This is a genomic window from Nocardia sp. NPDC057227, assembly GCF_042669725.1.
Classification (GTDB): Bacteria; Actinomycetota; Actinomycetes; order Mycobacteriales; family Mycobacteriaceae; genus Nocardia; species Nocardia asteroides_A.
The window spans coordinates 33,186-56,814 of the sequence record NZ_JBHUXA010000028.1; the positions used below are offsets into that span (position 1 = coordinate 33,186).

At 74.3% G+C, this 23,629-nt stretch carries 15 protein-coding genes; 5 read left to right on the top strand and 10 right to left on the bottom strand.

The window, feature by feature from the left end; genetic code table 11:
* Positions 1–46 precede the first annotated feature (46 nt).
* Positions 47–583, top strand: coding sequence for an LppA family lipoprotein (locus tag ACFUJ1_RS28955; RefSeq protein WP_378650496.1), 537 nt, complete (start codon positions 47–49; stop codon positions 581–583).
* Here ACFUJ1_RS28955 and ACFUJ1_RS28960 read toward each other — a convergent pair.
* The 6 genes from ACFUJ1_RS28960 to ACFUJ1_RS28985 form a co-directional block, all read right to left on the bottom strand.
* Positions 580–1,386, bottom strand: coding sequence for an ABC transporter permease (locus tag ACFUJ1_RS28960; protein ID WP_378650497.1), 807 nt, complete (start codon positions 1,384–1,386; stop codon positions 580–582). The two genes, ACFUJ1_RS28955 and ACFUJ1_RS28960, sit on opposite strands and share 4 nt — an antisense overlap.
* Positions 1,386–2,213 (bottom strand): antibiotic transporter, encoded by an 828-nt coding sequence (locus ACFUJ1_RS28965; protein WP_378650498.1) that lies wholly within the window; start codon positions 2,211–2,213, stop codon positions 1,386–1,388. The genes ACFUJ1_RS28960 and ACFUJ1_RS28965 overlap by 1 nt, the downstream gene beginning before the upstream one ends.
* Positions 2,210–3,169: an ATP-binding cassette domain-containing protein gene (locus ACFUJ1_RS28970; RefSeq protein ID WP_378650499.1), complete on the bottom strand. Its 960-nt coding sequence runs from the start codon at positions 3,167–3,169 to the stop codon at positions 2,210–2,212. Before ACFUJ1_RS28970 ends, ACFUJ1_RS28965 begins: the two co-directional genes overlap by 4 nt.
* Complete coding sequence (locus tag ACFUJ1_RS28975) at positions 3,166–16,089, bottom strand: amino acid adenylation domain-containing protein (protein WP_378650500.1); 12,924 nt, start codon at positions 16,087–16,089, stop codon at positions 3,166–3,168. The genes ACFUJ1_RS28970 and ACFUJ1_RS28975 overlap by 4 nt, the downstream gene beginning before the upstream one ends.
* A gap of 42 nt (positions 16,090–16,131) precedes the next feature.
* A complete protein-coding gene (locus tag ACFUJ1_RS28980; protein ID WP_378650501.1) occupies positions 16,132–16,533 on the bottom strand; it encodes an AMP-binding protein in 402 nt (133 codons plus the stop codon).
* 193 nt (positions 16,534–16,726) lie between these two features.
* Positions 16,727–17,146: a DoxX family protein gene (locus tag ACFUJ1_RS28985; RefSeq protein WP_378650502.1), complete on the bottom strand. Its 420-nt coding sequence runs from the start codon at positions 17,144–17,146 to the stop codon at positions 16,727–16,729.
* 119 nt (positions 17,147–17,265) lie between these two features.
* Here ACFUJ1_RS28985 and ACFUJ1_RS28990 point away from each other — a divergent pair, with 119 nt between their 5' ends.
* The 4 genes from ACFUJ1_RS28990 (at position 17,266) to ACFUJ1_RS29005 (ending at position 19,908) form a co-directional block, all read left to right on the top strand.
* Positions 17,266–17,925 (top strand): TetR/AcrR family transcriptional regulator, encoded by a 660-nt coding sequence (locus tag ACFUJ1_RS28990; protein ID WP_378650503.1) that lies wholly within the window; start codon positions 17,266–17,268, stop codon positions 17,923–17,925.
* Positions 17,926–17,935: 10 nt separating this feature from the next.
* Positions 17,936–18,754, top strand: coding sequence for a mycofactocin-coupled SDR family oxidoreductase (locus ACFUJ1_RS28995; protein ID WP_378650504.1), 819 nt, complete (start codon positions 17,936–17,938; stop codon positions 18,752–18,754).
* Between the two features lie 116 nt (positions 18,755–18,870).
* Positions 18,871–19,017: a hypothetical protein gene (locus ACFUJ1_RS29000; protein WP_233019034.1), complete on the top strand. Its 147-nt coding sequence runs from the start codon at positions 18,871–18,873 to the stop codon at positions 19,015–19,017.
* A 69-nt stretch (positions 19,018–19,086) separates the two neighbouring features.
* Positions 19,087–19,908, top strand: coding sequence for a TIGR03619 family F420-dependent LLM class oxidoreductase (locus ACFUJ1_RS29005; RefSeq protein WP_378650505.1), 822 nt, complete (start codon positions 19,087–19,089; stop codon positions 19,906–19,908).
* Here ACFUJ1_RS29005 and ACFUJ1_RS29010 read toward each other — a convergent pair.
* Genes ACFUJ1_RS29010 through ACFUJ1_RS29025 form a run of 4 tightly spaced genes read right to left on the bottom strand, consistent with a single transcriptional unit; the run spans position 19,896 to position 23,622 of the window.
* Entirely contained in the window at positions 19,896–22,211 is a 2,316-nt protein-coding gene (locus ACFUJ1_RS29010; protein WP_378650506.1) for a SpoIIE family protein phosphatase, read from the bottom strand. The two genes, ACFUJ1_RS29005 and ACFUJ1_RS29010, sit on opposite strands and share 13 nt — an antisense overlap.
* Positions 22,208–22,840 (bottom strand): SpoIIE family protein phosphatase, encoded by a 633-nt coding sequence (locus ACFUJ1_RS29015; protein ID WP_233019031.1) that lies wholly within the window; start codon positions 22,838–22,840, stop codon positions 22,208–22,210. Before ACFUJ1_RS29015 ends, ACFUJ1_RS29010 begins: the two co-directional genes overlap by 4 nt.
* Positions 22,833–23,246, bottom strand: coding sequence for an ATP-binding protein (locus tag ACFUJ1_RS29020; RefSeq protein ID WP_084505862.1), 414 nt, complete (start codon positions 23,244–23,246; stop codon positions 22,833–22,835). Before ACFUJ1_RS29020 ends, ACFUJ1_RS29015 begins: the two co-directional genes overlap by 8 nt.
* On the bottom strand, positions 23,236–23,622 hold the full coding sequence (locus tag ACFUJ1_RS29025; protein ID WP_067659193.1) for an STAS domain-containing protein: 387 nt from the start codon (positions 23,620–23,622) through the stop codon (positions 23,236–23,238). Before ACFUJ1_RS29025 ends, ACFUJ1_RS29020 begins: the two co-directional genes overlap by 11 nt.
* Positions 23,623–23,629: the final 7 nt, after the last annotated feature.

The following is a 23,629-nucleotide window of genomic DNA, read 5'->3' on the forward strand; positions in this document are numbered from 1 at the left end:
GTGCCGGATCGGCGAAGACTCCGGTGCATCGTTCCGGGGAGGAAACATGATGATTCGGATCGCGGCCCTGCTCGCGGCGGCCTGCTCCGTGAGCGGGTGCGCCACCCTGCTCGGCTATCCGCCGGACCCGCCGAGCCCGGCGGAGTACGACGCGGCCGCCGCCGAGGTCGCGGCGCTGCCGCGTTCCGGCGAATCGGAGCGGGCGCTGCTGGACGCCGTCGAGCGGATCGCCGCCGCGGCGACGGCGCTCGCGCCCGGCCTGGAGTGGCGTTCCGATCCGGAGCGCCCGCGCGTCGAGGGCGGCTGCGGCGGCGTCTACGGCCCGACCGGCGGCGTGAACGTGGGCCTCGCGAACCGCATCGCCGCGGGCACGATCCCCGCCGACCGCTGGTTCGAGCTCCAGCAGACCGCCCGCGAACTCGCCGCCGCCGTCGGCGCCGACGACATGCGCCCCGGCTCCGGAACGCCGCCGAACCACCACGTCACCTTCGACGGCGCACGGGAGAGCGACCCCGGCATCTCGCTGTACGCCGACTACCGATCGCTGACGATCACCGCGCACACCGGATGCCGCCTGCCCTAGCGCCTGCTCGCCCGCCGATATCCGATCGCCGCCGGAACCGAGAAGACCACGATCGCGCCGAGCGACCACGCCAGGGTCAGCGTGAGCGGCCGGGCCAGCGCACCACCCTCGGCGAGCGCGCGCATGGTGTCCACCGCCGTGGAGAGCGGCTGATTGCGCACCACCGGCTGGATCCACTGCGGGTACGCGGCCAGCGGGACGAAGCCGGTGCTGAAGAACATCATCAGCGAGGTGACGATGGTGATCCCCTCCACCAGCGTCGATTTCGCGGTGAAGACCGCGACCGCGGTCACCAGGGTGGCGAAGGCGAGGCCGAAGAGCACCGGGATGCCGAAGAAGGCCAGCGACGGCAGCAGCCCGCGCTGGAACCGGAAGCCCAGCAGGTACCCGACCGCGACGATCGCGACCGTGCCCGCCAGGATGCGGCAGCCCTCGGCCAGGATCCGGGAGGCGATCCCGGAGCCGCGGTGCACCGGGAGCACCCAGAACCGGGCAAGCAGCCCGGCGTCGCGCTCCCGGCCGAGCAGGATGCCGCCCGCCACCGCGCCGGAGAGCGCGCCGACGACGGCGACCAGCGGCACCGAGCCGAACAGCGCCTCGCTGCCGGTGAAGCGGCGGATCTGCCCGCCGATCACGGTGTCGAGCATGACCAGCAGCAGGCACGGGACGATCAGCGTCTCCAGCAGCGACACCGGGTTGCGCACCCAGCGCATCAGCAGCCGCCGGGTCTGGATCAGGGTGTGCGCGCCGAACGCGAGCAGCGAGGACTCGGCGACGGACGGCGGGGTTGCGGTGGGAATCATCAGGCCCTCCTGCGGCTCAGCCGGACGGAAAGGGGGATGCAGAGCGCCACGATGCCGAGCGCCCAGGCCAGCGGGGGAGCCAGCAGCGACCAGGTGACGGCGCCCGCGTTCGGCAGCGAGTCGCCTGCCAGCGCGCGCAGCGCGGCCGCCCACTGCGAGACCGGCTGGTTGCGCACGAAGGGCTGCACCCAGCCGGGGAACTGCGCCGCTGGAGCCAGTCCGGTGGAGAGCATGCCGAAGATCAGCGGGGGCAGCACCAGCGCCTGCGCGGTCGCCTCCGGGCTGCGCGACGCGGTGCCGATGACATCCGCGCCCAGACACAGCGCGACCCCGATGAGCAGCGAGAACAACAGGAAACCGGCGGTGTCGGCCGCGCCGGTGTAGAAGCGGAAGCCGATCACGTGCCCGCACACCACCGCGGTGAGCATCGCCACCACCAGCCGGAACACATTGCCGGACAGGCGCGCCGCCGCGGGCACCAGCGGGCCCACCGGCATCGAGCCCCAGCGCCGGTTCAGCCCGGAGACGGCGTCGGAGGCGGCCCGGAAGGCCGCCGAGACCGCGGTGAACGCGGCCGCCTGCAGGATCACCAGCGGCATCAGGTACTGCGCGTAGCTGCTGAAACCGGTGCCCGCGAAGGTCATGATGGTCTTCAGCGGGATGTAGAAGCTGGCGGTGAAGGTCACCGGGGCGAGCACCGAGGTGATCACCTCACCGGAGCGCAGCGCCGGGGCGACCAGCCTGGAGGTGAGCACCCACCACTGCTGTGCCCGCCGCGGCGCGGCGCCCGCCCGCGCCAGCCAGGCGGCGCCGGTCGCCGCGGTCACGGTGTCACCTCGATGGAGGTGGCGAGGTGGCCGGTGAGCTGCAGGAAGACATCGTCGAGCGAGGGGCGGCGGAGCGCGATGTCGACCAGCTCGACCCCGGCGCCGTCCAGCCTGCGCAGCGCCTCGGCCAGCGTCTTGGCGCCGTCCGGGGCCGGGATGGCGATCCGGTCGGCGTCCGGGCCCGGGTAGCGGTCCTCGGGCAGCAGCGTGCCGAGCGCGCGGGCGACCGCGGGCAGGTCGGCGGTGCTCAGCGGGACGATCTCGCAGTAGCTGCCGCCGGTGCGCGACTTGAGCTGATCCGCGGTGCCCTCGGCGATCACCCGGCCCTGGTCGATGACGATGATGCGGTCGCTGAGCGCGTCCGCCTCCTCCAGGTACTGGGTGGTGAGCAGGGTGGTGATCCCGGCCTTCTTGAAGCCGGCGACCAGGTCCCACACCCCCTGCCTGCTGCGCGGGTCGAGCCCGGTGGTCGGCTCGTCCAGGAACACCACCTCCGGCCGCACCACCAGCCCGCAGGCGATGTCGATGCGCCTGCGCATGCCGCCGGAGTAGGTGCCGACCGGCCGCCCGGCGGCGCGCTCGAGGCCGAACTCGCCGATCAGCTCGTCCGCGCGCAGCCGCGCCGCGCGCTTGCGCAGCCCCATGAGCCTGCCGAACATGACCAGGTTCTGGTGCCCGCTGAGCATGTCGTCGAGCGCGGCGTACTGGCCGGTGAGCATGATCGAGCGGCGCACCGCGGCGGGGTCGGCGACCACGTCGTGCCCGGCCACCAGCGCGCGGCCGCGGTCCGGCTCGATCAGGGTGGAGAGGATGTTGACGGTGGTGGTCTTGCCCGCGCCGTTCGGCCCGAGGATGCCGAGCACCTCGCCGGGCTCGGCGTGGAAGTCGATGCCGCGCAGTGCTCGTACGGAACCGAACGACTTCTCGATTCCGCTGACGACGACGCCGTGGGTCATCGCTGGCCTCCCAGGTGGTGATCGAGCACGCGCGCCACGATGGCCAGCGCGTGCGGTGCGGTGAGTTCGTCGTGGGTGACCGCGACGTCGTGGTTGGTGATGGCGCCGGTGACGTAGGGCCGCCAGTTCTCGGCGCCGAAGATCTCCGAGCTGTCGACGGTGGCGGAGACGTAGACGATGTCGCCGTCGAACACCGGGCGCCGGTAGCCGGTCCTGGTGTGCGCGGAGGCGTTGTGCGAGCCGGCCAGCCGCTCCAGCGTCCCCGCGTCGATCAGCGCGATGCCGAGCCGCTCCCTGATGTGCTCGGCGGCCTGCTCCGCGGTGGCGTCGGCGGGGACGTCCTCGATGCCGAAGACCGAGCCGAAGGCGTTCACGAACGCGCCGGGGGTGAGCGGTTCGAAGCTGGCGCCGTCGAGATCGGCGGTGTCGGCGTCGAGCAGCGCGACCACGCCGAGCTCGGCGCCCTGCGCGCGCAGCTTCGTCGCGACGTGGTGCGCGATGAGCCCGCCGAACGACCAGCCGAGCAGGTGGTAGGGCCCCTCCGGCTGCAGCGCGCGGATCTCCCTCGCGTAGCGGTCGGCGAACTCCTCGATGGAGCGCGCCGACGGCTCGCGGCCGCTCAGGTCCGGCGCCTGCAGCCCGTAGATCGGGCGGCCGGGCTCGAGCAGGTCGGCGAGGCCGAGGTAGGTCCAGGCCATGCCGGAGGAGGGGTGCACGCAGAACAGCGCGGGCTCGGTTCCGCCGGTCCGGATGGGGAGCACCACGTCCAGGCCGAGTCCGGAACCGGCCGGGGCCGACGCGGTTTCGGTGAACGCACGGGCCGCGTCGGAGCCGGCGAAGCGGGCGGCCGCGGCCAGGGTGTCCAGCCAGAGGTCGGCCAGCCGGGCCGCGAAGGGCTCGTCCAGCAGCTCGCCGGGGTAGCCGACGGTGATCTGCAACCGGTCCCGGACGACGAGGGCGTTGATGTCGATCACGGACTGCAGCGGCACATCCGGGTGCTCGCCCGCGTGCAGCTCGCCGAGCGCGTCGGTGGGCAGCCAGCCCAGCCCGTCCAGCCCGGCCGGGATGTCGCCCGCGGCGTAGCGGCCCAGGTAGTTCACGCTGACCTGGCCGGGCAGCTCGGCCGGGAGCTGCGCCGCGGTCTCCGCGTTCAGGTAGCGCAGCAGCCCGAAACCGATTCCCCGGTCCGGGACGGTACGCAGCTGCCGTGCGGTGGCGCGGATGGCGGCGCCCATGGCGGGGCCGCCGGCGAGCGCCTCGGCGATGTCGATCCCGGTGAGGTCGAGCCGCGCCGGGTAGAGGCTGGTGAACCAGCCGACGGTGCGGGAGAGGTCGGCGCCCGGGATCACCTCCTCCTGCCTGCCGTGCCCCTCCAGCCGGAGCAGCACCGGGTCGGCGCCGCCGCGCAGCCGCAGCAGGGTGAGCGCGAGCGTGGCGAGCAGCGCGTCCTCCACGCCGCCGCCGAAGATGCCGGGCAGCGTGGTGAGCAGCGCCGCGGTGACCTCGGCGGTGGCCTCGCGGTCGAGCAGCCGCAGGGTGCGGGTGGTGTCGATCGCGGGGTCGAGCCGGCGGGCCGCGAGCAGCGGGTCCGGGGTGGCGGCGACCGCCTGCCAGTGCCCGAGCTCGGCGGTGCGGTGCGCGCTGTGCGCCTCCTCGGTGAGCGCGGTGGCCCAGCGCCGCACCGAGGTGCCGGTCTCGGCGAGCACCGGGGTGGCACCAGCCGAGACCTGCGCCCATGCGCCGATCAGGTCCGGGATCAGGATGCGCCAGGAGACGCCGTCGATCACCAGGTGGTGCGCGACGATGATCAGCCGGCCGGTGCCGGACTCCGGGTCCAGCCAGACGAACTGCAGCACGGTGCCCGCTTCCGGGTCGAGCCGATCCAGCGCCGCGTCCAGCTCGCTCGCCGCGTGCTCGCGGAGCTCGATCGGGTCGGTGGTGCTGTGCCGCACCCGGTGCAGCAGCCCGTCCACCGGAACCGAGCCGGGCTCGGCGACCAGCACCCGCGGCTCGCCGTGCGTGACCAGCCTGGCGCGCAGCATGTCGTGCCGGTCGAGCACCGCGGCGAGCGTGGCCACGATGCCGGCCCGGTCGATTCCGGCGGGCAGGTCGAGCACGGCGGTCTGCGCGAAGCGGCGGTGGTCGCCGCCGCGCTCCAGCATGTAATGGCCGATCGGCGGCAGCGGGAACTCGCCGACCCCGCCGCCGGGCAGCTCGGCCAGCACCACCGCGGGGCCGCTCGCGTCCGCGGCGGCGGCCAGCGCGGCCACCGTGCGGTGCTCGAAGACCTGCAGCGGCGTGCAGGTGACGCCGTGCTGCTTGGCCCGCGACACCAGCTGGATGGCGAGGATGCTGTCGCCGCCGAGCGCGAAGAACGAGTCGTCGGCCCCGGCCCGGTCCAGCCCGAGCAGCTCGGCGTAGACCTCGGCCAGGATCTTCTCGGTCGGCGTCGACGGTTCCCGATACCCCGCGCGCTCGGTGCCGAACTCCGGCGCGGGCAGCGCGTTCCGGTCCAGCTTGCCGACGGCGGTGAGCGGCAGCTCGTCGAGGACGACGAAGGCCGCGGGCACCATGTAGCCGGGCAGCGTCTCCGCCGCGGCGGCGCGCACCCGCGCGGTGTCCAGCTCGGCGCCGGGGGCGCGCACGAGGTAGGCGGCGAGCGCGGTGCCGCCGGGGCCGGGCACGCCGAGCGTCACCGCCTGCCGCACACCGTCGAGCCGGCCGAGCACGGCGTCGATCTCGCCGAGCTCGATGCGCTGGCCGCGCACCTTGACCTGGAAGTCGGTGCGGCCGATGTACTCCAGCCGCAGCGCGGTTCCGGCGCGGGCGAAGCGCACCAGGTCACCGGTGCGGTACGCGCGCTGCCCCGGCGCGAACGGGTGCGCCACGAAGCGGGCGGCGGTGAGCCCGGGGCGGCCGTGGTAGCCGCGCGCCAGCGCCGGGCCCGCCAGGTACAGCTCGCCCGCGACGCCGACCGGCACCGGCCGCAGCCGGTCGTCGAGGACCAGCACCGACGCCCCGCGGATCGGGGAGCCGATGGTCACCGGCTCGCCGGCGGCCAGCGGCGCGGAGGCCGTCGCCCAGATGGTGCTCTCGGTCGGGCCGTACAGGTTCACCAGGTCGCGCCCGGTCGCCCAGCGCGCCACCAGCTCCGGCCCGACGGCCTCGCCCGCGACGGCGAGCACCCGCACGCCGGGCACCGTCTCCTGGTCGATGGTGGCCAGCGCCGACGGCGTGATCACCAGGTGACTCACCGCCTCGGCGGCGATCAGCTCGGCCAAGGCGGCGCCGCCGAAGACCTCCGGCGGCGACACCACCGCGGCGCCGCCGTGGCCGAAGGCCATGAGCGCCTCGAAGATCGAGGCGTCGAAGCTCGGCGAGGCCACCTGCAGCACCCGGGCGGTCTCGTCCAGGGTGAGCAGCTCGCGCTGCGCGGCGACCAAGTCGGCGATGCCGCGGTGCGCGACCGCGACGCCCTTGGGGGTACCGGTGGAGCCGGAGGTGTAGATCAGCCAGGCGATGTCGTCCGGGTGCACCGCGGGCAGCGCGGCCTCCGGCCGGTCGCCGAGGTCGTCGAGGACCAGCCAGTCGACGGTGTCCGGCAGGCGGTCCCGGTACGCGGCGAGGGTGATGCCGGTGCGGGCGCCGGAGTCGGTGAGCATGTGCGCGATCCGCTCGGCCGGGTGCTTCGGATCCACCGGAAGGAAGGCGGCGCCCGCCAGCGCGGCCGCCCACACCCCGGTGAGCAGCGCGGCGCCGCGCGGCAGCCCGAGCGCCACCACCGAGTCGGTGTTCGCGCCGCGCAGCAGCCCGGCCAGCCGGGTGCCGCGCTCGGCCAGCTCGCGGTAGGTGAGCGTCAGGCCGTCGGCGATCACGGCCGGGCGGTCGGGGTAGCGGTCGGCGGTGCCGGCGAGGAGCGCCGGGAGCGTCGCCGTTCCCGCGGTCTCCGGCCCGGCGACGGTGGCCAGCTCGCTGCGTTCGGCCGCGTCGAGCAGATCGATGTCGCCGATCCGGACGCCGGGCGCGGCGGTGACGGCGCTCAGGATGCGCTGCCAGCGCCGGATCAGGGTGCGGGCGGTGGGCTCGTCGAAGAGGTCGGTGGCGTAGGTGAGGACGCCGGTCAGCCCGTCCGCGTGTTCACGCAGGTCGACGGTGAGGTCGAACTGCGCGGAGCCGCGGTCGAAGTCCTCGACCTCGACCCGGAGGCCGGGCAGCTCCAGCACCGGCGCCACGTAGTTCTGCAGGCTCAGCGTGACCTGGAAGAGCGGGTGGTGCGCGGTCGAGCGTGCCGGGTCGAGCACCTGCACCAGCCGCTCGAAGGGGACGTCGGCGTGCGCGAAGGCGTCCAGGTCGGCGCCGCGCACGGTGGCGAGGAACTCGCCGAAGGTGGCGGCCGGATCGACGGGGGTGCGCAGGGCGAGGGTGTTCACGAACATACCGACCAGGTCGTCGAGGGCGCGGTCGCCGCGGCCCGCCACCGGGGTGCCGATCACGACGTCGCCGGTGCCGCCGAGCCGCGCGGTGAGCACCGCGAGCGCCGCGTGCACCACGATGAACAGGCTCGCGCCGTGCGCGGCTGCCAGCTCGCGCAGCGCCCCGGCCAGCGCCGGGTCGAGGGTGAAGTCCAGGTCGGCGCTGCGCAGCGACTGCACCGCGGGGCGCGGGCGGTCGGCGGGCAGCTCGACCACGTCCGGTGCACCGGTCAGCGCGTCGGTCCAGAACCGGACCTGCCGCGCCGCCACCGAATCCGGGTCCGACTCGGCGCCGAGCAGCTCCCGGTGCCACAGCGCGAAATCCGCGTACTGCACCGGCAGCGGCGGCGCCGTCTCGGCGCTCCCCGCGGTGTGCCTGGCGTAGGCGGTGACCAGATCGGTGGCGAGCGGGGCCATGGAGGCGCCGTCGGCGCTGATGTGGTGCACGACCAGCAGCACAACGTGCGTCTCCGGGGCGAGCCGGAAGACGGTGGCGCGCAGCGGTACCTGCTCGACCAGGTCGAAGCCGACGGCCGCCGCGGCGGTGATCTCGGCGCGCAGCGCGGCGGGCGCCACGTCGCGCAGGGCGACATCGGGGGTGGCGTCGGCGGCGTCGAGCACCACCTGGCGGGCGCCGTCGGCGTCCTGCGGGTACACGGTGCGCAGGCTCTCGTGCCTGGCGACGACGGTACCGAAGGCGGCGCGCAGCGCGCCGGTGTCCAGCGCGCCGGTGAGCCGCAGCGCGACCGCGATGTTGTAGCCGGGCGAGCCCGGATCCATCCGGTTCAGCACCCACATGCGCTGCTGCGCGGGGGAGAGCGGGATCCGGTCCGGCCGCACCCGCGCGGCGAGCGCGCGCCCGCCGCCCGCCCCGATGGCGGGCACCACCCGCGCCGCGAGCTGCGCGACGGTCGGGGCGTCGAAGAGGTCGCGCAGCGCGATCCGCGCGCCGAGCGCCGCGTTCACCCGCGCCACCACCTTGGTGGCGCTCAGCGAGTTGCCGCCCAGCTCGAAGAAGGACTGGTCGGCGCTGACCCGCTCGGCCTCGAGCACCTCGGCGAAGACGGCGGCCACCGCCTCCTCGACCGGGGTGCGCGGCGCCAGGTACGGGCGGGCGGAGCCGGTGAAGTCCGGGATCGGCAGCGCGGCCCGGTCCAGCTTGCCGACCGGGGTGAGCGGGATCGCCTCCAGCACCACCACGTACGCGGGCACCATGTACCCGGGCAGCACCGCGGCCACCCGCTCGCGCAGCAGCTCGACGTCGAGCGGAGCACCGGCGGCGGGCAGCACGTACGACACCAGCACGGTCGCGCCGACCGGCCCGGCGCGGCCGATGGTGACCGCGTACTCCACCCGCTCGTCGCGGGAGAGCACCGCGTCGATCTCGCCCAGCTCGATCCGCAGCCCGCGGATCTTCACCTGGAAGTCGCTGCGGCCCAGGTACTCCAGCTCGTGCCGCTCGGTCCAGCGGACCATGTCGCCGGTGCGGTACATGCGGCTGCCCGGCGCGCCGTACGGGTCGGCGACGAACCGCGCCGCGGTCATGCCGAACCGGTTGAAGTAGCCGCGGGCCAGCGCGGGCCCGGCCAGGTACAGCTCGCCGGGCACGCCGACCGGAACCGGGCGCAGCCAGCCGTCCAGCACCACCGCCGCGGCACCGCGGATCGGCCCGCCGATGGTGATCCGCTCGCCCGCGACCAGCTCGGCCGGGCCGGTGGCCCAGATGCTGAACTCGGTGGGGCCGTACTCGTTCACCATGCGCCTGCCCGGCGCCCAGCGCTCCAGCAGCTCGGGGGTCGCGGCCTCGCCCGCGACGACGAGCACGCGCAGCTCGTCCAGCCCGGCCGGCTCCATGGTGGCCAGCGCGGACGGGGTGATCACCGCGTGCGTCACCCGCTCGGTGCGGAGCAGCTCGGCCAGCGCGGCGCCGCCGTAGACCTCCGGCGGCGACACCACCAGCCGCCCGCCGGAGGCGTGCGCGCTGAGCAGCTCGTACACCGAGGCGTCGAAGCTCGGCGAGGCCACCTGCAGCGCGCTGGTCGCCGGGTCGTGGCCGAGCGTTTCCCGCTGGTAGGCGACGATGTTCGCGATGCCGCGGTGGCTGAGCAGCACCGCCTTCGGCTTGCCGGTGGAGCCGGAGGTGTAGATCAGGTAGGCGGTCTGGTCCGGGAAGATCGGGCCGCCGCGCTCGGCGTCGGTGATCGGGTCGGCGGAGACCGTCATGACCCGGCGGATCGTGTTCAGGTCGTCGAGCAGCAGCCAGTCGATGGTGCTCGGCAGCGTCTCGCCGGTCGCGGTGACGGTGACGCCGATCGGGGCCTTCGAATCGGTGAGCATGTGCTCGATCCGCTCCACCGGGTGGTTCGGGTCCAGCGGGGCGAAGGCCGCGCCGGTCTTGGCCAGCGCCCAGACCGCGACCACCGACTCCAGCGAGCGGGTCAGCGCCAGGATCACGAACACCTCGCGGCCGATGCCGCGGCGTAGCAGCATCCGCGCGAACCGGTTGGACCAGGTGTCGAGCTCGCGATAGGTCATGCTCAGGTCGCCCGCGCGCACCGCGATCGCGTCGGGGTCGAGCGCGGCGCCCGCGGTGAGCAGCTCGGGCAGGGTGCGCGGGGGGACCCCGGCGGGGCCGCGTACCGGGGCCAGCGCGGCCAGTTCGGCGTCGTCGCAGGTGCGCAGGTGGGCGAGCGGGGCGTCCGGGCGGGCCGCGAGCCGGTCGGTGAGCCGGACGAAGCGCTCCAGCAGTGGCCGCGCGGCGTCGGGGGCGAGGTGCCCGGTCAGGTACTTGAGCGTGATCTCGAGGGTGTCGCCGTCGTCGCCGCGCTGCGGGATCACCATGAGGTTCAGCGGGTAGGGGGTGGCGTCGGTGCCCGCCACGTCCAGCACCCGCATCCCGGCGATGTCCAGCGCCTGGGAGAGCGCCGCCCGGTCGATCGGGTAGGACTCGAAGACGGTGAGCGTGTCGAAGAGCTCGGCCAGCCCGATCGCCTCGTGGATGGCGGCCAGCCCGACGTGCTGGTGATCCAGCAGCCGCGCCTGCTCGGCCTGCACCCGGGCCAGCAGCGCGGCCGCGCTCTCCGCCGGGTCCAGCCGGACCCGCACCGGCAGCGTGTTGATGAAGAGCCCGATCATCTCCTCGACCCCGGGCAGCTCCGGCGGCCGCCCGGAGACCGTGCCGCCGAAGACCACGTCGGTGCGGCCGGTCAGCATGGCGAGCAGCAGCGCCCAGCCCGCCTGCACCAGGGTGTTCACCGTGGCGCCCGCGGCGCGGGCCGTACTCTCCCAGCGGGCGACGGTCGCGCGCGGCAGCTCCAGCGTGACCGCGCCGGTCTCGGTGGTCTCGATCCCGGCCAGGCTCGGCAGCGCCCGGGTGGGGGTGTCGATGCCCGCCAGCGACTCGGTCCAGGCGGCGAGCGAGGCGGCGTCGTCGCGCTCGGCCAGCCAGGCCAGGAACTCGCGGTAGGAGTGCGCGGGCGGGAGCGAGGCGGCGTCGCCCGCGGTGACGTAGAGCGTGAGCAGCTCGCGGACCAGCAGCGGCGTCGACCAGCCGTCGAGCACCAGGTGGTGATTGGTGAGGATCAGCCGCCAGGTGTCGCCGGGCAGCCGGACCAGGGTGAAGCGGACCAGCGGCGGGCGGGTCAGCTCGAAGCGGGTGCGGGCGTCGACGGCGACGATCCGATCCAGCTCGCGCTGCCTGGCCTCGGGGTCGGCCACCGCGCGCAGGTCGAGCTCGCGCCAGCCCACCTCGGCGGCGGCGACGACGAGCTGCCGCGGCCCGTCCGCGGTCTCCACGAAGGCGACCCGCAGGTTCTCGTGCCGGTCGATCACCGCCTGCGCGGCGGCGCGCAGCCGGGCCGCGTCGACCGTGCCCGCCAGGGTGAGCAGCGACTGCACGGTGTAGCCGTCGGCGGTGTCGGTGTCGTAGACGGCGTGGAAGAGCAGCCCGTACTGCAGCGGCGAGAGCGGCCACACGTCGGTGAGCGCCGGGTACTCCCGCTCCCAGCTCTCGATCTGCGGCTGGTCCAGTGCGAGCAGCGGGAAGTCGGACGGCGTCCGGCCCCCGGTCGCCGCGGCGGCGAGCGCACGCAGCGCCGACTCCCAGAGCACGGCCAGCTCGGCGACCTCGGCGGCGGTGAGCAGCCGGGCGGCGTAGGCCCAGGTGACCTCCAGCCCGGCCGCGGTGCGCACCGCGTTGATGTCGAGCGCGGCGGCCAGCGGGGCGCGGTGGTCCTGGGTGGCGGCGAACCGGCGCGGCAGCCAGGGGCCGCTGCCGTCGGTCTCGGCCCGGCCCAGGTAGTTCAGGCTGATCTGCGGCTCGGGGTGCCCGGTGAGCGCGGGCGCGGTCTCCGGGTTCAGGTAGCGCAGCATGCCGTAGCCGATGCCCCTGTCCGGCACCGCGCGCAGCTGCTCCTTGACGGCCTTGAGCGCCGCTCCCGCGTCGGCGGGGTCGATGCCGGTGAGGTCGACGGCGGCCGGGTGCACGGTGGTGAACCAGCCGACCGTGCGGGTGATGTCGGCGCCGGGCAGGATCGATTCGGCGCGGCCGTGGCCCTCCAGCGTGAAGACCGCGGTCCGCCGATCCCGCCAGTGCGTGATCGCGAGGGCGAGCGCGGTGAGCAGCACGTCGTCGGGGCCGCAGTGGAACCGCTCGGCGGTGGCGCCGAGCGCGGCGTCGGTGAGCTCCGGCGCGATGACGGTGTGCTCCTGCGCCATCGTGCCCACCACGTCGAGCGCGGGGTCGAAGGGCGCGGAGCCGATCGGCGGGTCGTCGGTGGCGGCGATGCGCTGCCAGACCGGCAGCTCGGCCGCCCTGGTGGCGGCGTGCTCGCGCTGGCCGTGCGCCCAGCGCCGGAACGAGGTGCCGACCGGGGCGAGCGTGCCGCCGAGCGCGGCGGTGGCGAGGTCGGGGAGCAGGATGCGCCAGGAGACGCCGTCGGTGACCAGGTGGTGCAGCACCAGCCAGGCCAGCGGCTCGTCCCGCTCGACGACGACCACCCGGACGACGACGCCGCGTTCCGGATCCAGCCGGTCGGCAGCGGCGTCCAGCGCGGCGTCGAGATCGGTCTCGCCGGGCACGGTCTCGATCAGGTCGCGGGCGTCGACCGCGCCGGGAGCGGCGACATCCCAGGTCCAGCCGTCGGTATTCGGGTCGCGGCGCAGGGTCGAGCGCAGCAGGTCGTGGTGGTCGAGCAGGGTCCGCAGCGCGGGGGCCAGGTCGGTGCCCGCGGGCAGCCCGATCAGCACGGCCTGGCCGAAGCGCCGCCAGTGGCCGCCCTCGAGCATGGCGTGCACGATCGGGGTCGGCTCGACCGGACCCGTTCCGCCGCCGGGCAGTTCGCGCACCGCGACCGCGGTGACGTCGGTGGCGACGGCGGCCAGCGCGGCCACGGTCTTGCGCTCGAACACGTCGCGGGCGCCGAAGCCGAGCCCGGCGGCCTTGGCCCGGGACACCAGCTGGATGGAGACGATGCTGTCGCCGCCGAGCGCGAAGAAGCTCTCGTCCACGCCGACCGACTCCAGCCCGAGCACCTCGGCGAAGAGCCGCGCCAGCAGCTCCTCGCGCGGTGTCGACGGTGCCCGGCCGGTGCTCGCGCCTACGCCGAAATCGGGCGCGGGCAGCGCCTTCCGGTCCACCTTGCCGAGCGGGGTCAGCGGGACGTGGTCCAGCAGCAGCACCACCGACGGCACCATGTACGAGGGCAGCGACTCCCCGGCGGCCGCCTTCAGCGCCTCCGGGTGCGGCGCGGTACCCGGCCGCGGCAGCACGTAGGAGACCAGCGCGGTCGCCCCGGACGGGGTCTCGGCCCCGACGGTGAGCGCGAACTCGACCTCGGGGTGCCGGTGCAGCGCCGCGTCGATCTCGCCCAGCTCGATCCGGAAACCGCGCACCTTCACCTGGAAGTCACTGCGGCCCAGGTACTCCAGCTCGAAGCGGTCGGTCCAGCGCACCAGGTCGCCGGTGCGGTACATGCGCTCGCCCGCGGCGTACGGGTTCGCCACGAAGCGGGCGGCGGTGAGCCCGGTGCGGCGGTGGTAGCCGCGCGCCAGCCCCGGCCCGGCCAGGTACAGCTCGCCGGTGGTGCCCGCGGGCACCGGGCGCAGCCAGGGGTCGAGCACCACCGCGGCGACCCCGGGCTGCGGGGTGCCGATGGTGACCGGGGCGTCCGGGTCGAGCGGGCCGGTGAGCGTCGCGGTGACCGTGGTCTCGGTGGGGCCGTAGCCGTTCAGCAGGGTGCGGCCGGCCCAGCGGGTCACCAGCTCCGGCGGGCAGGCGTCGCCGCCGACCACGACGGTGCGCAGCGCGGGCAGCGTGGCGGGGTCGAGCGAGCCGACCACGGTCGGGGTGACGTTCAGGTGCGTCACTCCGTTGCCGTGCAGCACCGCGGCCAGCTCCGCGCCTGCGTAGGCCGACGGTGGGACGACGGCGAGCGTGGCGCCGCGCGCCAGCGTCACCAGGATCTCCTCCACCGAGATGTCGAAGCTCGGCGAGACCGCGTGCGCGACCACGGAATCGGCGGTGACGCCGAAGCCGTCGCCGGAGCCGGTGACCAGCCCGGCCAGGCCGCGGTGCGGCACCACGACGCCCTTGGGCAGCCCCGTCGAACCCGACGTGTAGATGACGTAGGCGGCCTGGTCCGGATGCACCCGGACGGCGGGCGGCTCGGTGCGGTGCCCGGCGATCCTGGCCGCGGTGGCGGGATCGTCCAGCACCAGCCAGTCGATCCGGCCCGGCAGCGCGGCGGCGACCGTCACGCCGGTGACGACGCCGCTGTCGGAGAGCATGTGCTCGATCCGGTCGGCGGGGTAGGTGGGGTCGATCGGGACGAAGGCGGCACCGGTGCGCGCCACGGCCAGGGTGGCGAGGACGGAGTCGACGGAGCGCGGGATCGACACCGCGACAGCGCGTTCCGGCCCGGCACCGCGGGCGACGAGCTCGCGGGCCAGCTGCGCGGTGCGGGCATCCAGCTCGGCGTAGGTGAGCGCGCCGCCGTCCCCGGTGAGCGCGACGGCACTCCGGTCGAGCTCGATGCCCGCGGCGATGATCTCGGGCAGCGTCCGCACGGCGGGGCCCGCCGCGCCGTGTCGCGGTGCCAGCTCCGCGCGCTCGGCATCGGTGAGCACGGTGAGCCCGGCCAGCGGAGAATTCGGCCCGGCGGCAAGGAAGCGGTGCAGGAAGAGCAGGAAGCGGCGGTGCTGCGCGGCCAGCTCGGCCTCGCTGTAGAGGTTGGCGTTGCCCTGGAAGTCGATGTGCGTGCTCTCGCCGCCGACGCCGGGGTAGAGATTCACGAAGAGGTCGTCGATCAGCCCGGAGGTGAGCACGTGCAGCCGCCCGGTCACGGCGCCGAGCCGGATCCTGGTGTCCACCATCATGAGGTTCACCGACGGGCCGAAGGAGACCGCCTCGTCCATGGCGCGGCCCTGGTCGCGGAAGATGTCCTCCTGGCGGTAGCGCTGGCGGCGCAGCGCGCCGGTCAGCTCGCCCTGCGCGGCCCGGATCACGGAGCCGACCGTGGTCGCCGGGCCCACCGCGAGCCGCAGCGGGACCACATTGGCGATCATCCCGCCGGAGCGGCGCAGGCTCGCCGTCGTGCGCGCCGAGACCGGCAGCGAGAGCACCACCTCCGGCGCGCCGGTCATGGCGGCCAGGTAGGCGCCGAAGGCCGCGACGACGGTCGGGGCGACACCGGAGTTCACCGCCGCCGCCACCGAATCCAGCAGCGCCGCGGTGCTTTCCGGCAGCGCGCCGGAGACCAGGGTGGGGTGGCCGTCGACCGCGGCGACCCGCCCGGCCAGGCTCACCGGGTCGGCCATCCCGGCCAGGTGCTCCAGCCAGTACTCGCGGTCGGTGCCGAACCGGCCGGACTCGCGGTAGGCGCGGTCCGCGGCGACGATGGTGCGCAGGTCGTCGGCCTTGGCGGCGGGCGGGTCGACGCCGTCCACCGCCGCGTTGTACAGCTCGCCGGTGCGCTGCACCATGGCGAGCGCGCCCATGCCGTCCAGCACCAGGTGGTGGATGCGCGAGTACCAGTACCAGCGGTCCTCCGCGATCCGCAACACCGCCACGTGCACCAGCCGGTCGGCGGCGGGATCCAGCGGCGCCCGGTACTCGGCCCGCATCCACGCCTGCGCCGCCGCCTCCGGGTCCGGCTCGGCGCGCAGGTCGAGCAGCTCCAGGCTGTCGTCCAACGAGGGGTCGACCAGCTGGTACGGCCTGCCGTCGGCCTCCCCGATCCGCAGGTAGCCGGTGCCGAACTCGCGGCCCGCCCGCCGTGCCGCGCGCTCCAGCTCGGCGACGTCGACGGCGCCGCTCAGCTCGACGTACTGCGCGATGGAGATGGGCGTCGCACCGGCGATGTGCTGCGCGAACCAGATCCCGAGCTGCGCCGCGGAGAGCTCGAACGAGCCGTCGGGGGCACGGGTGACCGGGGGAGTGAGCTGCTGCATGGAGACGTCCTTCTACCCGCGACCGCGGGACGGCGATCGGGTTCAGGCGGAGCGGTCGGCCACGGTGATCGTGGAGTCCGACCCGACCAGGTAGCGGCGCAGCGTGGCGGGCTCGTCCAGGATCAGCCAGCGCACGTCGTCGGTCAGCCGCGTCCGGCGCGCCCGATGCGTGATCCCGAGCGCGGTGCCCGCGGGCAGCGCGCCGTCCCCGACCGGAAGCGGAATCCCGCGCACCTTGGCGATCGCGCGCTCGGCCACGGCGGCCTCGACCGGGGAATCGATCGCGATGGCGATCACCGCACCCGCCTTCGCGCCCATCCCGAGCAGCATCCGGGCCAGCCGGTTGGACCAGCGGTGCAGCTCTTCGGCGGTCAGGTCGGTGTCGGTGTCGGAGACGACGACGGTGTTCCGGTCGGCGGGGTGCCGGGGCGCGGTGGAAGGCATGAGGGGGTCCTTCGGATCGAGCGTACGAGGGGTACCTCAAATACTCCGCCCGCGGCGGCCATCCCGATATGACCCCAGCGAGTGTGTGCGCACCTCCGAGGGGTTGCGAATCCGCACCCTTGGTGAGGCGATCCGCGGGTGGCCGCCCGTCGAACGGCCACCGCCGCGCCTCGGTCGGCCCCGGCCCCGCGCCTCAGTCGGCCCGTGCCCCGCGTCTGCGGGTGATGTAGTGGTCGGCCGCGGCCCGGCCCGCGTGCGAGAGCCCGACCGCTAGCAGTCCGGCGATCAGGGCGAGCGGGAGCTCGTAGCCCCCGTCGCTGTTCCAGAAGCCGCTGTCCCAGTGCGCGTACCAGATGGCGCCGAGCATGTTCAGGATGAGCAGCAGCGAGACGATCGGCAGCAGCAGGCCGATGATGAGGAAGATCCCGCCGAGGAACTCGACCCAGGTGGAGTACTGCGCGGCGATCCCGGGCGCGGGGATCCCCATGGCATCGAAGCCCTTCTCCACATTGGAGATTCCGTTCGTGTGCAGCTTCTGCCAGCCGTGCATGACGAAGATGAAGCCGAGGATCAGGCGGGCCAGGAAGAGCGCCGCGTCGCGTGAGCCGTACATGTCGGTCCTTCCGTCGCTGATAGCCACTCGGCATGACAATATCGCGCCGAGGCTCGCACGGCGATGGTCGACAAATTACGCCAGCTGACTTAATCTCGCGGACGAACGATCGGAGCGAGATGGCACGGCACAGTGAAGTGGCCCGCGGCGCGCTCATGGACGCCGCCGAGGAGCTCTACGGCCGGGACGGCATCGACCAGGTGTCGAACCGGCGGATCGCCGAGCGCGCGGGCAATGCCAACCACTCCGCGGTCGCCTACCACTTCGGCGACCGGGACGGCCTGATCACCGCCATGCTCGACCGCTACACCGAGCAGTCCGAGCCGCTGCGCGCCGACCTGCTTGCCGCACTCGGCCCCGACCCCACGCTGGTCGAGCTGCTGCGCTGCCTGGTGCTGCCCGCGGTCCGCGGCCTGCTCGACCGGCCCGCGCCCGGCTGGCGGGCCCGCTTCCTGAACCAGGTGCGCGCCACGCCATCCACCGCCGCGCTGCTGGAGCGCCCGGTCGCCGGGAAAACCGCCACCGCCGCCATCATGGCCGCCACCGGGGAGCGGCTTCGCCACGTCGACCAGCCGGTGCTGAACGGCCGCGGCTGGATGCTCACCGGCATGGTCTTCGAGGTCTGCGCCGCCTACGAGGCCGAGGTCGCGGCGGGCGAGCGCGAGCCCGACTGGGCCGCGCTCGGCTGCTTCCTCACCGACGCCGCGGCGGGCATGCTCGCCGCCCCCGTCACCGCTCCCGGCGGCTTCGCCCCGGCCCCCACGCTCATCCAGCTCTGAGAGGACCCCCATGACCGGACGTGTAGCAGGCAAGGTCGCGCTGATCACCGGCGCGGCGCGCGGGCAGGGCCGGGCGCACGCCGTGCGCCTCGCCGAGGAGGGCGCTGGCATCATCGCCGTCGACCTCGCAGGCCCGCTGCCCGGCGTGCCCTACGACTCGCCGACCCCCGACGACCTGGACGAGACCGTCCGCCTGGTCGAGAAGGCGGGCGGGCGGATCGTCGCGAGCATCGCCGACGTCCGCGACATCGACGCCATGCGCGGCGCCGCCGACGCCGGGGTCGCCGAGCTGGGCAGGCTCGACATCGTGATCGCCAACGCCGGCATCTGCATCCCGAACGCCTGGGACGCCATCAGCCCGCAGGAGTTCCGCGACGTCATCGACACCAACGTGATCGGCGTCTGGAACACCGTCACCGTCACCGCCCCGCACCTGATCGCGGGCGGCCGCGGCGGCTCGATCGCGCTCATCAGCTCCTACGCCGGGGTCAAGATGCAGCCGTTCATGGTGCACTACACCGCGAGCAAGCACGCCGTCACCGGCATGGCCCGCGCCTTCGCCGCCGAGCTCGGCAAGCACGAGATCCGGGTCAACTCGGTGCACCCGGGCGGGGTGAACACGCCGATGGGCTCGGGCAACATGCAGGCCGCCATCGCCGCCGCGGGCGAGACGAATCCGCTGCTCGGGAACATGGGAACCCCGTTCCTGCCGCGCTGGGCCGCCACCGCCGAGGAGATCGCCGACGCCGTGCTCTTCCTGGTCAGCGACGAATCGAAGTACATCACCTCGATCCCGCTCTCCATCGACGGCGGGGCCTCGCACTACTGACCGGAGACCGGGCGCGGCGAATCCGTCAGCACGAAAGCTCTTTTTCGGGGAGAATAGTGTCGGCGGGTTGGGTAATGCTGTGCCCGATCGCCTTGTTTCGCCCGAAGGAGTCCGTCGTGAGCAATATCGATCAGGCCCCGCTCTTCAGTCATCTCGAGGCCGCGGTCGCCACCGGCACCGCCCCCGAGACCGCCGTCCCGCTGCCGGTTTTCAGCAGCGGTGAGCGCACCGTCGCCCGCGAGGACGGGCGGCCCGGGCGGTAGCCGGGCAAGGGTCTCGCGCAGCGCGAGCGAAACGGAATTTCCCCGCTCGGTCGGTCGTTCCGCATCGGTATGCAGATCGGAATCAACACCTTCCTGACCGACGAGGGGATCGGCCCGCTGGAACTGGGGCGGGCACTGGAGGAGCGCGGCTTCGAATCGCTGTTCCTCGCGGAGCATTCGCACATCCCGCTGAGCCGGGAGACGGCCTACCCGGCCGGCGGTGAGCTGCCCCGGGTGTACTACCGGACGCTCGACCCGTTCGTGGCCTTCGCGGGGATCGCGGCGGTCACCGAGCGGCTGGTGCTCGGCACCGGGGTCACGCTGCTGATCCAGCGCGATGTGCTGCACACCGCCAAGGAGGTCGCGACGCTCGACCGGATCTCGAACGGCCGGGTGGTGTTCGGCGTCGGCGTCGGCTGGAACCGCGAGGAGATGGCCGACCACGGCACCGATCCGCGCACCAGGGGCGCGCTGCTCGACGAGCAGTTGCAGGTGCTCACCAGGACCTGGACCGAGGAGACGGTCGAGTTCCACGGCGAGCACCTCGACTTCGCGCCGTTCCAGGCGTGGCCGAAGCCGGTGCAGCGGCCGCACCCGCCGATCTTCGTCGGCGGCGCGGAGGCGGCGGCGAAGCGCGCCCGGCGGCTCGGCTTCGGCTGGATCCCGAACGGCGTCGGCAGCCCGGCGGCGGTCGCCGAGCAGCTCGCGCCGTTCCTGGACAGCGGGCTGCCGATCGCGGTCACCCCGGCCCCGGCCGACCCGGCGGTGCTCGACACCTACGCCGCGGCGGGCGCGGTCCGCGCGACCCTGAAGCTGGAGACCCTGCCCGAGGACGAGACGCTGCGCGTGCTGGACGATCTCGCGAAGCTCGCCGCCCGCTACGCGGGCTGACCGGCGCTGCGGATCGGGTTCGCGGTGGGGAAGGTGATGGCGGGCAGCGTGACCCACATGCGCACCCGCGTCCCCTCCTCGGTGTGCTCGATCTCCACGTCCTCGGTCAGCGCCTTCATCATCTCGATGCCGCGGCCGCGGTAGCCGGGGTCCGCGGCGCGCGGCTTCCAGTCGCCGTCGTCGCGGACCACGATGACGACGGTCTCGGTGTCGCACTCGGCCGCCAGCACCACCCGGCCCGGGCGCTTGTGCAGGTAGGCGTGCTCGACGCTGTTGCTGCAGGCCTCGTTGGCGGCGGCCACCAGGTCGGCGGCCAGGTCGTGCGGCACCGCGGCGGCGGCGAACCACGCCTTGAGCGTGCGGCGCAGCACGGTGAGCTGCTCGGCGGCTGCGGGCACGTCGAGCAGCAGCGGCGCCGGCGGCTGCCGGTAGACCACCATGGCGACGTCGTCGTCGTACCCGGCGGCCGGGCGCAGCCTGCTCAGCACGGCGTCCGCGACCTCGCGCGGCAGCCGCCCCGGCGTCCCGGCCAGCACGTCGGCGATCTGCGCGAAGCTGTCGTCGATGTCGACGCCCCTGCGCTCCACCAGCCCGTCGGTGAAGAGCACCAGCGTGGCGCCGGGCGGAAGCGCGGTGCTCGCCTCCGGCCTGCGCGGCGTGTCGAAGGTGGCCAGCGGCACCGCGCGCCCGCCCTCCAGCAGCCGCCCGACCTCGCCGACGTCGGCCAGGATCGGCGGCATGTGCCCGGCGCTGCTGTACCGGACGACGCCGCGCACCGGATCGAGCACCGCCGCGCAGACCGTCGTGCACATGGCGCCGGGGATCCGCGCCGCCACCGCGTCCAGCTCGGCCAGCAGCTGCGCCGGACCGGCCCCGCGCAGCAGCAGCGCCCGCGCGGCCGTGCGCAGCTGGCCCATCACCACCGCGGCGGAGAGCCCGCGGCCGACGCAGTCGCCGACCACGACGCCGATGGTGCCGTCGCGCAGCGGCACCACGTCGTACCAGTCGCCGCCGATCTCCAGCGGCGGCAGCGCCGGCTCGTAGTGCACCGAGAAGCGCGGCGGCAGCTCGATCGGGCCGAGCATGGCCCGCTGCAGCGTGAGCGAGGTGGCGCGGGCCTGGTCGAAGTTGCGCGCCCGCTGCATCGCCAGGCTCAAGTGCCCGATCAGCAGCGAGAAGAGCGTGCGGTCGGCGGCGGCCACCGCGCGCGGGGCGGCGAAGCGCAGCCAGAGCGCGGCATCCCCGGTCTCGCCGAGCGGGGCGACGATGCCCGCGGCGCTGTCCAGGCCGTCCGGCAGCACCTGCAGCGAGCGCGGCGAGCGGCGCCGCGCCCGCTCCAGCAGCGCCCTGGTCTCCTGGTCCGGCCCGTCCGGGACCGCGCGCGCCGGGACGTCGGCGAACTCGTCCTCGTCCGGGCGGTCCGGGCCGGAGGTGTAGATCTCCGGCTCCGCGGTGCGCGCGGGCCAGACCGCGACGACGGCCTCGGCCGCGCCCGCGGTGCGGCGCAGCTCGTCCAGCCCGACGGCGAGCACCTCGGCCACGCTGGTGGCCGCGCCGACCGCGGTCGCCAGCCGGGAGGCGGCCTGGTCGCGGGCCTGCGCGTCGTGCTCGGCGGTGACGTCACGGATGGTGCCGACGACGATGCGCTCGTCGTTCTCCGGCTTCACCAGCGTGCTCGTGCTCACCGCGAGCCAGACCTTGCGGCCGTCCCGGTGCTGGATCGGCATCACCCAGCGCAGCGACTCGCTGCCGAGGTCGGGGTAGCGCGGCGCGGCGGGCGGCGACCACGGGTGCGGCAGCGCGAACGGGACGTCGCCGGGGCCGTAGCCGGTGAGCGCGCCGAACGCCGAGTTCACCTCGACGACGGTGCCGTCCGCCTCGGCCACGAAGAAGCCGTCCTGCAGCGACTCCACCAGCGCGGTGCGGAAGGCGTCGCGCCCGGCCAGGTCGTCGGCGCGGGTGCGCTGCTGCTCGTAGGCCTTGGTGCCGTCCAGGTAGCCGCGGGTGGCGATGTCGAGCGCGGCCAGCGTCTGCAGCAGGAACTCCAGCGCGTTCTCCGCGATCCGCTGGTCCGGCGCCGCGGGCGAGCGCTGCGCGGCCTGCGCCACCCGGAAGTGGTTCTCGGTGAGGTCGAGCAGGCTGATCCGCTCGACGAGGGCGCGCCTGCCGAGTTCGTACCCCTCACCGAGCCCGCCCTGCTCCGGCGCCGCCAGGTGCCTGCGCAGCACCGCCGCGTAGTCGTCGAGGAAGGCGGTGAGCACCGCACCGGCGTCGTCGCCGCGCTCCCCGGCGTCCATCGTCATGCCACCGGGTCGGTGGCGCCGCGGTGCCGCGCCGCGAGGACGAGGGCGTCGTCGGTGGCCTTGGCGTAGGTCTCCAGGATCGCGGCGGTGATGTCGGCGGTGGAGCGGGCCAGGTCGACGGCGCCGTCGGAGTCGGCGAGGATGCCGTCGGTGTACATGAGCAGCAGGTCGCCCGGGCGCACCGGAATGCTCTGCGGCTGCAGCGTCGGCGGCAGCCGGTAGCCGACGATCCCCGCGGTGAGCAGCATGGTGGCGCGCACCGCGATCCCGGCCGGGCCCGCGGTCAGCACCCGCGACTCCACATTGCCGACGCCGAGCCAGTGCACCGTCTCGTCGGCGCCGAACGAGGCGAGCGAGACCGCCGCGCCCCTGGTGTCGGCCATCGCCCGGTGGCACAGCACCAGCAGCACGTCCAGCGGCTCCGAGCGGTTCTCCGCGAGCACCCGCGCCGCCCGGTCCGCCGCCTCGGCGGCACCGCTGCCGTGCCCGAGCCCGTCCAGCACCCCGAAGAGCACCCGGCCGCCGCCCGCGTCCAGCACCACGCCGCGGTCACCGGAGGTTTCGTGGCCGGGGTAGGGCCGGCCGGCGACCGCCCACTCGACCCGGTCGACGAAACCGTGGTCAAACATTCTCCGGTACCCACTTCCACATCTCGATGAGGGTCCCCTGCCCGGGATTCGAGTCGACCGTGAGCCGGTCCATGAGCCTGCGCGCGCCGGGCAGCCCGAGCCCGAGGCCGCGGCCGGTGGAGTAGCCGTCCTCCAGCGCCCTGGTGATGTCGCGGATGCCCGGCCCCTGGTCCTCGGCCTGCACGATGAGCGCGCGCCTGCCCTCGCGCTCGTCGACGAGCAGCCGGATCTCGCCGGTACCCGCGTAACTGGTGATGTTGCGGGCGATCTCGGAGATGGCGGTGGAGATCATCGTGCGGTCGGTGAGCGAGAAGCCGAGCTCGGCCGCGAGCTCGCGGCCTGCCTGACGCGCGATCACGATGTCACCCGACACCTTGACCAGGATCACGTGGCTCTCAGCGGCCACTGTCACGGCCGTCTCGGTGGCGTCGGGAGGTCTTGGCGTTCAGCCAGGCCAGGCCCTCTTCGAGGTCGAGCGCGGTGTGCATGTCCTCGAAGGTCAGCCCGAGCTGCACCATGGCGAACGCGACCTCGGGTTGCAGCCCGACGATCACCGTCTCGGCCCCCCGCAGCTGCGTCATGTGCGCGATGGTACGCAGCGACCGTGCGGCGAACGAATCCATGATGTCGATGGCCGTGACGTCGACGATGATGCCGTTCGCGCGGTATTTGCTGACCTGCCGCATCAGGTCGTCCTGCAGCCGTTCGGTGTCGGCGTCGGTGAGTGCGGACTGCACCGACGCGATCAGATAGGTGCCCTGCTTGAGAATCGGAACCGGCATCTGCCCG

What these genes read in the sequence shown, in the direction of transcription:
- ACFUJ1_RS28955 (WP_378650496.1), top strand. Translation starts at nt 47, where the DNA reads ATGATGATTCGGATCGCGGCCCTGCTCGCGGCGGCCTGCTCCGTGAGC.
- ACFUJ1_RS28960 (WP_378650497.1), bottom strand. Translation starts at nt 1,386, where the DNA reads ATGATTCCCACCGCAACCCCGCCGTCCGTCGCCGAGTCCTCGCTGCTC.
- ACFUJ1_RS28970 (WP_378650499.1), bottom strand. Translation starts at nt 3,169, where the DNA reads ATGACCCACGGCGTCGTCGTCAGCGGAATCGAGAAGTCGTTCGGTTCC.
- ACFUJ1_RS28975 (WP_378650500.1), bottom strand. Translation starts at nt 16,089, where the DNA reads ATGCAGCAGCTCACTCCCCCGGTCACCCGTGCCCCCGACGGCTCGTTC.
- ACFUJ1_RS28980 (WP_378650501.1), bottom strand. Translation starts at nt 16,533, where the DNA reads ATGCCTTCCACCGCGCCCCGGCACCCCGCCGACCGGAACACCGTCGTC.
- ACFUJ1_RS28985 (WP_378650502.1), bottom strand. Translation starts at nt 17,146, where the DNA reads ATGTACGGCTCACGCGACGCGGCGCTCTTCCTGGCCCGCCTGATCCTC.
- ACFUJ1_RS28990 (WP_378650503.1), top strand. Translation starts at nt 17,266, where the DNA reads ATGGCACGGCACAGTGAAGTGGCCCGCGGCGCGCTCATGGACGCCGCC.
- ACFUJ1_RS28995 (WP_378650504.1), top strand. Translation starts at nt 17,936, where the DNA reads ATGACCGGACGTGTAGCAGGCAAGGTCGCGCTGATCACCGGCGCGGCG.
- ACFUJ1_RS29005 (WP_378650505.1), top strand. Translation starts at nt 19,087, where the DNA reads ATGCAGATCGGAATCAACACCTTCCTGACCGACGAGGGGATCGGCCCG.
- ACFUJ1_RS29010 (WP_378650506.1), bottom strand. Translation starts at nt 22,211, where the DNA reads ATGACGATGGACGCCGGGGAGCGCGGCGACGACGCCGGTGCGGTGCTC.
- ACFUJ1_RS29015 (WP_233019031.1), bottom strand. Translation starts at nt 22,840, where the DNA reads ATGTTTGACCACGGTTTCGTCGACCGGGTCGAGTGGGCGGTCGCCGGC.
- ACFUJ1_RS29025 (WP_067659193.1), bottom strand. Translation starts at nt 23,622, where the DNA reads ATGCCGGTTCCGATTCTCAAGCAGGGCACCTATCTGATCGCGTCGGTG.